The following is an 11,945-nucleotide window of genomic DNA, read 5'->3' as shown; positions in this document are numbered from 1 at the left end:
TGTTGAAATGAAACCATTTGTGAGTATTGCTGAACCCCATGAGGATATAATGAGGGAAAGAATTCCCCTGGACGTGTTTGCAGCCAACCTGTGGAGCGTCCACATGGGGGATGCGCCGGCCGAGTACGGGGACCCTGAGGTCTTCTTCAGGAAAACCTACATGACCCGTGGACTCAGGAACATAATGGATATCGTTGGTGACAGACTCGAGGGTAAGGGCGGCGACCCCGTGATACAGCTCCAGACACCCTTCGGTGGGGGTAAAACCCACACCCTCATATCCCTCTACCACAGGGCAGGGGAGATAGGTGCCAGGACGGTTGTACTGGCAGGTGACGCCCTGGACGCAGGCGAAACCACACTCTGGGCTGAAATGGAGAGACAGCTCCGTGGGGAGGTGAGGGAACTCTCAGGGATGACCGCCCCGGGTATGGATAAGATAAAGAGGCTCCTGGAGGAAAACCAGCCCGTCCTCATACTCATCGATGAACTCCTGCAGTACACCGTGAAGGCAAGTGGAGTAACTGTAGGGGAGTCCACACTTGCCGGCCAGTTACTGGCATTCATGCAGGAACTCAGCCAGGCGGCATCAGCCCTTGAAAGGGTTGCACTGGTGGTGACACTCCCATCAAGTTCCCTTGAACACTACGATGAAGCGGCCGAGAAGATGTTCCACCAGCTCACAAAGATCCTGGGGAGGACCGAGAAGATCTTCACACCGGTGGAGGACGATGAGATCTACTCGGTCATAAGGACGAGGCTGTTTAGGAGGATAGATGAATCAGCCGCCGGTGAGGTGATAGAGGCCTTCATTGAAAAGGCGGAATCTGAGGGGATACTCCCTGAGGGCATTGATGCGGCAGAGTACCGTGAGGTGTTCAGGAAGAGCTACCCCTTCCAGCCAGAGGTCATAGACGTCCTCTATGAGAGGTGGGGTTCATTCCCCGAGTTCCAGAGGACAAGGGGGGTTCTCAGACTCCTCGCCATGGTGGTGAACCAGCTCAGATCATCCAACATACCGGTCATAAGGCTATCCGACTTTCCACTGGAATCAGGTAACCTCAAGAGGGAGTTCCTCAGGTTCACAGGCAGCAACTTCGAGAGCATAATAGCCTCAGATATAACATCCCCCGATGCCGGCGCAAGGATAATCGACGACAAACTCAAGGGATACGAGCCCTACAGGATAGGCACAAGGATAGCCACATCAATCTTCCTCTACTCCTTCTCAGGGGGCGGGACAAGGAACGGTGCAACCATAAGGGACATAAAGATGGCCTGCCTTGAACCCGAGATACCCATGTCCATCATAGACGAGGCCCTCAACAGCATGATCGAGAGGCTATTCTACATACACAGACAGGTGGACCTCTACTACTTCTCAGGGGAGGCCAACCTCAACTCCATAGTCCTCAGGAAGAAGGAGAACATAAAGGACGAGGAAGTCAGGGAGGAGGAGAGGAGACTCCTGGGTGAGATAACAGGTAAGAAGATATTCAGCGTCTACATCTGGCCTTCATCAACATCCGATGTCCCGGATGACATGAAACTCAAACTTGTTATACCCGGGAATGCAGAGGAATGCAGCACCTTCCTGGAGTACAAGGGTGAAAATCCAAGGGTCTACAGGAACACCATGATATTCCTGGTGGAGGACGACGCCCACAGGCACCAGCTAGTTGACCACATAAAGACAAGACTTGCATGGATGGCCGTGGAGTCAGACCGGCAGCTATCCCTCACAGATGAACAGAAGAGGGAGGTTAAGGATAAGATAAAGGCACTCACAGAGGAGAATCGGGAGAAGATAAGGAACCTCTACAGGATAGTCCTTGTGCCATCATCACGCTCAGGACTCGAAAGGCTGGACCTCGGAATGCCAACTTACGGTGCAGACATCAAGGTGGACTATGAGATAAAGAGTAAGCTCATGGAGGAGGACAAGCTCCTTGAATCCATGGAGCCAGTGATAATCGAGAGGAGGTACCTTGAGGGTGACTACATTGAGACTGAGAGGATACTGAAGAGCCTCTACACCACACCCGGCGCCATGAGGATAACCTCCCCTGAGGTACTGGCTGAAGCAATAAGGAGGGGTGTGAAGAGGGGACTCTTTGGTCTCGGAGTCCTTGACGGCGAACCCCAATGCACCCATCTCGGTGAGGACTGCACTGTATCCCTTAAGCCACCGGAGATAATAGTGAATCCAGAGCTCTGCGAGAGGTGCCCCCCTGACACCATAGAGGTGGATGTCAGTGAACTTGAAAAACTGGCCCGGGAGGAAAGGACAACACGTGAAATACTCGAGGAGTATACAGAGAAGTACAGGGAGAAGGGATGTGAACCTGAAAAGGTTGAGGAGAAACTCAGGGAGACCATAGCTGAGGGTGTGAGGGCCGGCAGATTCAGGGTCGACGGCAGGGAAGTACCAGAGTTCACACCGGATGAGAAACTGCAGCCCCTGGAAGGGGATGAAGAAGGATCAGATAGAGAAGGACCTATCAGGGAAATTGAACTGGAATTCAGCACCTCCCTCGACAACATGTTTGATATCATCAAGATCAAGAAGGCCATCAGTGAGGACTTCATCAAACTGGATGCGGTGGCAGAGATAAGGATAGTGGCCAGTGATGGGGAGATGAATGAGGAGAAGTATGGCAAGATCCTTGAAACATTTGAACAGCTGGGAATCCAGTTAAAGAAGAGTATAAGGAGGTAGACATCCTGGTGGACCTGGAAAATCCACCATCAAATTATTTTTTGATCAGTCAGATTCCCTTTTGTAGATTTTTGTTTTTGCATAGAATCATAGGGATCTATAACATCCAAGGTCCTGTTTTTCAGGTCCCTTACAACAAACCTTCCATTTTCCTCATAGACATTCACATCCTGAAATGTCTCATGGAATCCAGGTGGGGGCCATAGCGACCACTGGAGACCCTCCTGCCGGTCATCCAGGCAACCTCATCTGCAACTGAACCCGAGGCCCACACCACATGATGCTCTAAATACGTGAGGAGTATCTGCAGCATGCACATGATGGAATGGGCAAACCTGACATCACCCAGGGTTCAGAGCCCCGCAAGTATAACATGAAGCAGGGGAGGATGGCCGAGGGCCTCCCTGGTAGGTACTAGACAATGTAGTCCCATATGAGACCTTTGAGCGACTCAATCATTATCTAACTGCCCTCACAAGGTGAAAGTCAATTTCGCCATGGGTTGGAAAGAGGTAGTGTGGTTTGAGGATGAGGAGCACCGCTATGATGATGAGGGGGGATGTATGGGAGAAGCCAGTCTGGAATATACCATAGGAACCCTCTGCTACCATCCTCTGGGATGGCGGACTTCATGGTAACCTTATTATACGTCTGCAATAAAAATAATTATGGTGTTATTATGGTTACAAGTGAGGAGATGAAGAGGAGACTGGCTGAGAGGAGAGGTGGCGCTGTTTCAACCCCCACAAAAGCGGCATCAGCAGAAAAATTCTGTCCAAACTGCGGGAAGGAGTATGGAGCTGACTCAAACTTCTGTGACGAGTGCGGTACGAGGCTTGAGGAGCGAAGAGAAGCTCCTGCAGTGGAAAAGCACGGCGACATTGTATACGTTACAAGCAACTATGTCCCGGGATACAAGGCTGTTGAGACCCTCGGATTCGTTTATGGGCTGACAGTGAGGAGCAGGGGACTCGGGGGTCAGATAGGCGCAGGCTTAAGGTCCATTGTGGGTGGTGAGATCAAGGAGTACGTCACCATGATGGAGCACTCAAGGCAGGAGGCCCTTGAGAGGATGCTTGACCATGCCCGTGAACTCGGGGCCAATGCGGTTATAAGTGTCCGTTTCGACTCAGACTCCATATCCGACATAATGCAGGAGATCCTTGCCTACGGTACAGCCGTTATCGTTGAGCCAGAGGAGTAGGCACGGCCCGGGATATCCCTGAAAAGGTCAGATGACCCGGTCATTCAATTAAAAACCACAAATTATTTATAACATTTATTTCTTATTCAACATTAAACATTTACATGGGGGATTTTTTATTGGACATTTTTGATAGGATTGCACAGACCCTTGAGAACAGGGTGAGGTCAGGGATCGGAAGACCCTACTTCAGGTCAGCGAAATACATGGCGCATGAATTCAGCACCGCTAACTTCAAACCCATTGAGGGGGGAGATGAACGGCTCATTGCCTTCATAGACGGCGGCAACAGCCCCATACTGGAGGGGCCGGGCATCTCAGTCCAGCTCAACAGGGTTGCCCTGGGCCTCTTCAGGGGGAGCCAGAGGGTCCAGCCCGAGATGCCATCGAGGATTGAGTTCTTCTCTGTCATGACCATGAACCCTGAGGAGGAGATATGCAGATTCCAGATACACCCCATCAGGGAGGAGTACCTGGAATTCCTCCCGGATGAGGATGACATGCACCTTGAACTGAAAGACACCGACACCGTTGATGAGTCAACCCTCAAGGGCCTTCCCAGGAGATTTGCAGAGTGGAGCATGGCACTTGGTGCCCTTGATGAACTCGATGCAGGGGATTTACTGGTTAGGGATGGCTCACTGCAGGCGTCATTCGAGAAGGAAAACAATTACATAAATGAGCTCGGGGATAGGGCAGGGAATATCCACGTGGTAGGGCTCTCAAAGACCTGCACCCTCTACACCACCACTTCAATTTCACTCCTTTCAGCCATCGGAAGGCTCGCATCAGAGGGTGACGTGAAGGGGACATGGTGCTACGACCCCATAGCCATCAGGACGGACAGGCCCACAATCCTGGCGGCGGTTAAGCTGAACCCGGCAGGGAGGATATTCCGCATGGACATCCTGGGAGATTATGAGGGATATAAAGCACTGGACGTGGCATCAGCCCTTGCACTGAACGCGGGGGACGCATGCTTCCCTGGCTACCCCTACGGGCTGGTGGACGTGGACATGAGGGCCCGTGTCTCAGGGGATGAAGTTGAAATCTACAGGAGAAGAGTCCTGTCACAGATCAGGGATGGTGAAGTCCTTAGGGGCATAAAATATGAGACAGAAAGTCTCGATTACCACGATACACTTAACAGGTATGCAGGTGAGGATTGATGGAAATCGCAGGACAGATAATAGGTGGCGAAACAGCCGCGGTACTCATAAGACAGAAATCGGATGAACCAGTGGAACTGGGAGACCTCCTTGTGGCTGAGGGGGAAGGCTACACGATACTCCAGGTCAAGGACCTCAAATACAGGTCCCAGATACCCCAGGGGATGAGGGAACTTGCATCAGGCTTCAACCTTGAGGGTTACAGGGGGGACGTGGAGTTCCTTGAACCGGAACTACGGAACTACATCATCGCAGAGGCCCGCCCAATACTCCATGTGAGGGATGGGGAGCCAATGCTACCCAAACGCCTCCCGGGCTTCTTCAGGGAGGTCCGGAGGATAAGGGATGGGGATCTGGCCTTCCTTGAAAAGCCCCGCAACCCTGTATTCCTAGGGAATGTGAGGAGCGGCTCAAAGGTCCTTGAGACACCTGTCTACATAGACGCACTGGACGCCATAACCCACCACATCCTCATACCTGCAACCACGGGTAGGGGTAAGAGTAACCTGGTGAAGGTCATGCTCTGGAGCCTGGCAGATATGGACCGTGTGGGCATGCTGGTGCTGGACCCCCACGACGAGTACTATGGCAGGAACGAGGCAGGACTCGGAAAGCACCCATCAGGTAACGTGGTATACTACTCCCCGGATGCACCGGTCGGCGGGAACACCCTCTCAATAAACCTGAGGGCCCTGAGACCGGAGCACTTTGAGGGTATAATACCTTTCACACAGGCCCAGGAGCAGGCAATTGCAAAGTACCACAACTGCTACAAAGAGAGATGGATCATCAAAATTGTTGAAGGGGAGAAGCTTTCCGATGTCAAATCTGTGACACTCAGTGTACTTAGAAGGGTCTTCGATGTTATCCTTGGAGTCTACCTTGATGAGGACACAGGTGAGATAAAGTCCCGTGGAGGAGTATTCAGGGATGTGGGTGGTGAGTCAACCATAAAGGACATAGCAGGACACCTCGAGGATGGAAAGATAGTCGTGGTGGACACATCCCGGCTCATGGGCGAGGCGGAACTCCTCGTTGGGAGCGTGATATCCGGTGAGATCTTCAGGAGGTACCAGAACTACAAGTCCACCGGGGAGCTCAGGCGAAAACCCGTCATAGGGATAGTGATAGAGGAGGCCCCCCGTGTCCTTGGAAAGGAGGTCATTGAGAGGCAGGGAAACAACATCTACAGCACCATTGCAAGGGAGGGCCGTAAATTCAACATAGGCCTGGTCGCCATAACCCAGCTTGTAAGCCTCATCCCCAGGACGGTCCTTGCAAACATGAACACCAAGATAATCCTGGGGAATGAGATGGCTCAGGAGAGGGCTGAGATAATAGGAAGCGCCTCCCAGGACCTTTCAGATGATAACAGGGCAATAGCAAGCCTTGATAAGGGTGAGGCCATAGTGAGCAGCATATTCACAAAGTTCGCGGTACCCGTGAAGATACCACTCTTTGAGGAGTTCATTGAATCCACTGATTATGAGGAGGATGATGAGGACATCGAATTCATAGGATGAGGTGAAACTGATGTACAGATTCGCACACCTATCAGACTGCCATCTGGGGGCCCAGAAACAGCCTGAACTCCGGGAACTGGAATTCCAGGCCTTCAGGATGGCATTGAATGATGCACTGGAGAATGACGTCGACTTCATGATAATAGCAGGGGACCTCTTCCACTCCAACATACCCAACATGGAGACCGTCAAGAGGGCCACACTTGAACTCAGGAGGGTCAGGGATGAGGGGGTCCCAATCTATGTCAACTATGGTAGCCACGACTACAGCCCATCAAACACCTCCATGATAGACATCCTGGAAACCGCGGGGGTTATAGAGAAGGTTGTGCGCCCCATCCCCGGGAAGAAGCTGGGACTGGAGTTCACAGTGGATGAGAAGACCGGGGCAAAGATCACGGGTTTATCAGGGAGGTCAAGGGCACTGGAGGTTGACTACTTCAGGAACCTTGACAGGGAGGCCCTTGAGGCCGAGGACGGCTTCAGGATATTCCTGTTCCACAGCGCCATAACCCAGTTCAAACCCGTTGATTTTGCAGAGATGGATTCCATTGACCTCAACCTCTTCCCCCGTGGCCTTGAGTACTATGCAGGGGGTCACGTCCACAGGAAGGGCTGCTACATGGAGGAGGGCTACGGTCCAATAGTATACCCCGGGGCACTCTTCGGTTCATATGCAGGGGACCTTGAGGAGAACGCCAGGGGAGAGGAGAGGGGGTACTACCTTGTTGAATTCAGGGAAAAGGCAAAAACTCCCCAGTTCAGGACAATAAGGCCAGCTGAATTTGAATACATGGAATGTGATGTGACAGGTAAGAACTCCCAGGACGCATCCCTTCTCATAGGTAGGGAAATGGGGGAACACGATGTTAAGGGAAAGGTTGTGATGTTCAAGATCAGGGGTGAGCTCAGCTCAGGCAGGACCTCAGACATAGATTCGGCATGGATAAGGAGGGAACTTGAATCCAGGGGGGCCCTTGTTGTCCAGATCAACAGGCACGGCCTCAGCACCCGTGAGATGCAGAAGGTGAGGGTCGCTGAGAGCGACATCCCCGCACTTGAGAGGAGGATCTTCAGGGAGAAACTCGCCGGACTTGACATCAGAAACAGAAATCTCATGAAGATGGGCGATTCCCTTGCTGTTGAACTCCTCAGGAAACTTGAGAATGAGATTGCCCCCGGTGAGAAGAGGGAAGAATATGAGAGGAGGATCATTGAGGAAGCAGAGGCTGTCATGGGGGTTAATCTGGATGATGATAACCGATGACCTCAGGAGAGATGATGGTGTTGACCTGCTCTCGGGTGAATCCAGATAACTGATATCGGTGGTGATACTCTTTGATTATCAATTCACTTGAACTCAGGAACATAAGGAGCTATGAATCAGGAACTGTCGAGTTTGATGATGGGGTGACCCTATTTGAGGGGGATATAGGTTCAGGTAAGACCACGCTTCTACTTGCAATAGAATTCGCGCTCTTCGGGCTGGGTGACCAGAGGGGTGACAGCCTTCTGAGGGCCACAGCGAATTCAGGTTCAGTCAAACTCACCTTCACGGTTGACGGTGCAGACTACACCATCTACCGGGAACTTAAAAGGGCCGCCTCAGGGGTGCAGCAGGGAGAACTCTACATCAGAACACCCACAGGGAGAAGGAAACTCTCTGCAAAGGAACTGAAGGCTGAGGTACTTAACATCCTGGGTTACAGGGAACCCCTGAATCCAAGGGCCAGGAGCAGGATATACCGTTACGCGGTCTTCACCCCACAGGAGCAGATGAAGAGCATAATAGAGACCGGAAAAAATGAGCGGCTTGAAAGGCTCAGAAAGGCCTTTGACCTTGAGAAGTACAGCAGAGCAGCGGATAATGCCAGGTTGCTTTCACGGAAAATCAGGAGATCCGCAGAAAGTCTTAAGGATAGATCCTACGACCTTGAGAATAAGAAAAAGGAGCTCCAGAATATTATCACTGAGAAGGGGAAACTGGAATCTGAGAGGGAAAATCTCGAAGCTGAACTCAGAGGAATCGAGGATGAGATCAGCAAACTCAAACTGAAACTCGAAGAACTCGAAAAGGAGGAAAAAAGAATCCAGGCTGCTGAAGATAGGATAGAATCCCTCAATAATGAAATTGAAAACCTGAGTTCATTCTCAGATAGTCTCAAGAGGAAAAACAGGAACATAGAGGAAGAATATAAGAAATCCATGGATGAACTTCAGAAGTGCAAGGATTTGAGGAAAAAGCTTCAGAAGAAACTTGATTCCATCAAAAAAGATATTGAAGAGATGGAAATTAAAAAAGAATCCCTCGAAAAGGACTATGAAAGGTTCAGAGATGCTTCTAACAGGCTTGAAGGCCTTATGAATCAACTTGAGACCCTTTCAGGTGTCAGGGACAATGTGAAACGTGAAATCACCACAATTAAGGGTGAGATTGACGACCTCAAATCAGAGATAGGGAAACTGGAGTCCCTTGAGGATCCAGGGTACACTGAGGATGAATTGAAAACTGAGATGGATAAACTTGAGGGCGAGGTATCGAATCTCCAGCATAAGGTGGGCGCCATTTCCGGGAAGATAGAGGACTACATGTCCATCAAAGATGTTAGTGTCTGTCCCACCTGTGACCAGAATGTGGATCCTGAGTACATAAACGATAAACTCAAAGATGCCCGAAAGAGGGAAAAGTCATTTAAATCCAGGATAAAGGAGCTTAAAGCGAACATCAAAAATAAAGAAGAACTCCTAAAACGTGTAATAGAATACATGCGGTCCAGGGAAGAACTCACTAGACTCAGGAAGGACCTTAAGAAGAAGACAGACGAATGTGGGGGAAAAAAGAATGAACTTGAGAATAAGGAGGAAGAAATCAGAGGCATTGAATCAGATATAAAGAAAAATGAAAGGATAATCAGTGAACTGAAGGATGCGGAATCCCATTTCAGAAAAATTGAGGAGGACCTGAAAACTCTCCTTGAAAGGGAGAAGAACTGTTTCAGCAAACTTTCAGCATCAGATTCGAAGATAGAGGCCCTTGAAAAAAGAATTCATGAACTCAATCCTGAAACCAGCAGGGAATACAGAGAAAACCTCCAGAAGATTGAGGAAAATGCTACAATCATCGCTGAAAAGAAAGAGGAAATAAAGAAAAACCAGGAGGCACTCAAAAACAGGGATAAGGTGGAGGCCAGTATACAGGAGGTAAGTGAAAAGCTTCATGAACTTAAAACCTCTGAGAATGAAAAAAGAAAGAGTCTGGGATCAGTTGGGGGGAGAATCAAAGAAAAGGAGAAACAGATCCGTAACCTTGAGAATGAAATTGATGAAAAGAAGAAACTGAGAAAACGTGCCAGTGAACTGAAGGATCATGTGACCTGGCTTGAATCATACTTCATCCCTGCACTCGCTGACATTGAGACCCATGTGATGGCACAGATAAACCATGAGTTCAATGAGAGGTTCCAGAAATGGTTCAGGGTCCTGGTGGACGACCCGGATAAATCAGTGCGGATTGACGAGGACTTCACACCCATCGTGGAGCAGGACGGCTACGAACAGAACCTTGAGTACCTCAGTGGTGGTGAGAGGACCAGCATAGCACTTGCCTACAGACTCGCCCTCAACATGGTGGTCCAGAGCCTCACCGATGTGCGGTCCGATATACTCATACTGGACGAGCCAACCGATGGGTTCAGCAAGGAGCAGCTCTACAAGCTCAGAGACATCTTCGATGAACTTGAAGCCAGACAGATAATCCTGGTATCCCATGAGGAGGAACTTGAAAACCTTGCAGACCACATATACCGGGTTGAAAAGTCCGATGGAGCATCAACCATCCAGAAGGCGGGCTAATTTTTTAAAAGCCTGCAGATAATTTTATTTCCATTTTTGACACTTTAAATCGTTTTTTAGATTTATATAAGCCTTTAAAATCATTTTAAATTCAAATTTTCATTTTAATGTTGCTTTTAATTTATTGAGCATTCTAGTTCTTCTTTTAACAGAAATAAGCCCTGTAAGTGACTCTTTATACAGGATTTACCTTCTGAATCTCCATTGTATCGGGGAGCCCCTCTGCCCCTAAACTCCAAGGGGGATTCCATGGTGGCCCCTATCTTCAAATAAAATGGGATGGATTCTCAGAGAATATCTGAATATTAGAAAAGGATTCTGGTGGCTTTTTTTGATTAAAGGAGCTCTCAGAGCTTTTATTTTATGGAAACATTTATATACTATGATGATGTAACCATTGACTCAGTGTCCTAAGCGACCTGAAGGGTTAGTATTGGACATGGAGGCGATAGAATTACGCGATTCAAAGCAGTCACAGTGCTCTTTGCACTGATGTTCACTGTGGGTTCAGTGCCCATCAGTGAGGCAACAAATACTGGAACAGAAAACGCAAAAATAGTGGCAAAAACACAGACAATAAAGGCGGAACCTGTGAAGGTTGACGCCGCATACAAGTACAAGAAGTACAAGAAGTATAAAAAGACCTACAGGAAAAAGGTCAAGGCTACATACCGTACCAGTGTGAAGAAAAGGTACTACAAGAAATATAAGTACTACAAGAAGAAGAGGGTACGGGCGGCCTACAGCACCAGCACGTACCGCTATGATCCAGACATAGGGGACTGCTGGGCTATGAGTGAATACTTATATAAAAAACTCACATCAGCCGGGAAGAAGGTGCGTATAATACAGTACGCCACGAGCATGTCACCACGACACCGCACAGTACAGGTGTACAGCGGTGGAAGCTGGGTTGACTATGACTACAGTGGCTACAACAAGATATACCACCCCACATCAAGGAAACCCGGCATGTTTGTGGTTAAATCATCGGCCTAAAGAGGCCAACCCCATTTATTTTTTTCATTCAGGCTTAATTCTTATTCTCTGGATTCACCATATCATGATTTCATAACTTTGATTTTCATCTGTGATTAACTGCATCAATTTTCAGGTTTGATTCCTCTCCTCTGGATTAAGTGCATTCTCAATGGCTTCCCCTATGCAATGGGGGTTCCATCCAACAATCTCGGAACTCACTTCTTCAAGTTCCACAGGCACGTTCTCAAGGCCATAGGGCCTCACCGTTATTATGGGCTTGGAGAGTTTTAGGGCCCTTTTAACATCATCCATTATCTTTTCTTTCATGGTTCCCCAGAGGCCTGCAAGGATTATCACAGCATCTGCATCCTCGAGGTCAGTCTCTCTCCAGCTGAGACCCGAAAGGCTGAGTTTCTCCCTGAAGACATGGTGGTCCTCAATGTCACCCTCTGTTATGTAAAGCCTGATTTCCATATCATGATTCTCCAATGCAATGA

Annotated in this window: 9 protein-coding genes and 1 pseudogene; 8 read left to right on the top strand and 2 right to left on the bottom strand. The window is 49.2% G+C overall.

Annotation, left to right across the window (positions count from 1 at the left end; translation table 11 throughout):
- Nucleotides 1–7: 7 nt before the first annotated feature.
- Nucleotides 8–2,719 (top strand): ATP-binding protein, encoded by a 2,712-nt coding sequence (locus AB9H23_RS03300; RefSeq protein ID WP_370005560.1) that lies wholly within the window; start codon nt 8–10, stop codon nt 2,717–2,719.
- Between the two features lie 458 nt (nt 2,720–3,177).
- Here the strand turns inward: AB9H23_RS03300 and AB9H23_RS03295 are convergent, their stop codons facing one another.
- Nucleotides 3,178–3,330: a hypothetical protein gene (locus tag AB9H23_RS03295; RefSeq protein WP_370005997.1), complete on the bottom strand. Its 153-nt coding sequence runs from the start codon at nt 3,328–3,330 to the stop codon at nt 3,178–3,180.
- On the opposite strand from AB9H23_RS03295, the pseudogene AB9H23_RS03290 reads away from it, so the two are divergent.
- From AB9H23_RS03290 to AB9H23_RS03260, 7 genes and pseudogenes are all read left to right on the top strand, one after another.
- Nucleotides 3,279–3,527: pseudogene (locus tag AB9H23_RS03290) on the top strand (hypothetical protein); the annotation flags it as partial. The gene AB9H23_RS03295 and the pseudogene AB9H23_RS03290 overlap by 52 nt on opposite strands.
- 54 nt (nt 3,528–3,581) lie before the next feature.
- Nucleotides 3,582–3,923, top strand: coding sequence for a heavy metal-binding domain-containing protein (locus AB9H23_RS03285; protein WP_370005924.1), 342 nt, complete (start codon nt 3,582–3,584; stop codon nt 3,921–3,923).
- Nucleotides 3,924–4,042: 119 nt separating this feature from the next.
- A complete protein-coding gene (locus tag AB9H23_RS03280; protein WP_370005558.1) occupies nt 4,043–5,092 on the top strand; it encodes a DNA double-strand break repair nuclease NurA in 1,050 nt (349 codons plus the stop codon).
- Nucleotides 5,092–6,615 carry an ATP-binding protein gene (locus tag AB9H23_RS03275; RefSeq protein WP_370005556.1) on the top strand — a complete coding sequence of 508 codons (1,524 nt, stop codon included), beginning with the start codon at nt 5,092–5,094 and terminating at the stop codon, nt 6,613–6,615. Before AB9H23_RS03280 ends, AB9H23_RS03275 begins: the two co-directional genes overlap by 1 nt.
- Before the next feature lie 10 nt (nt 6,616–6,625).
- Nucleotides 6,626–7,882: a DNA repair exonuclease gene (locus AB9H23_RS03270; protein ID WP_370005554.1), complete on the top strand. Its 1,257-nt coding sequence runs from the start codon at nt 6,626–6,628 to the stop codon at nt 7,880–7,882.
- Nucleotides 7,883–7,953: 71 nt separating this feature from the next.
- Nucleotides 7,954–10,467, top strand: coding sequence for an AAA family ATPase (locus AB9H23_RS03265; protein ID WP_370005552.1), 2,514 nt, complete (start codon nt 7,954–7,956; stop codon nt 10,465–10,467).
- Between the two features lie 477 nt (nt 10,468–10,944).
- A complete protein-coding gene (locus tag AB9H23_RS03260; RefSeq protein WP_160323091.1) occupies nt 10,945–11,466 on the top strand; it encodes a hypothetical protein in 522 nt (173 codons plus the stop codon).
- 111 nt (nt 11,467–11,577) lie between these two features.
- Here the strand turns inward: AB9H23_RS03260 and AB9H23_RS03255 are convergent, their stop codons facing one another.
- The gene (locus AB9H23_RS03255; RefSeq protein ID WP_370005550.1) at nt 11,578–11,922 is read right to left on the bottom strand and encodes a hypothetical protein; all 345 of its coding nucleotides are present in this window, start codon (nt 11,920–11,922) and stop codon (nt 11,578–11,580) included.
- Nucleotides 11,923–11,945 lie beyond the last annotated feature (23 nt).

Source organism: Methanothermobacter sp. KEPCO 2, from assembly GCF_041228365.1.
GTDB classification, from domain to species: Archaea; Methanobacteriota; Methanobacteria; order Methanobacteriales; family Methanothermobacteraceae; genus Methanothermobacter; species Methanothermobacter marburgensis.
Note: the sequence above shows the minus strand (reverse complement) of the source record. Positions and strands in the feature narration are given on the sequence as shown.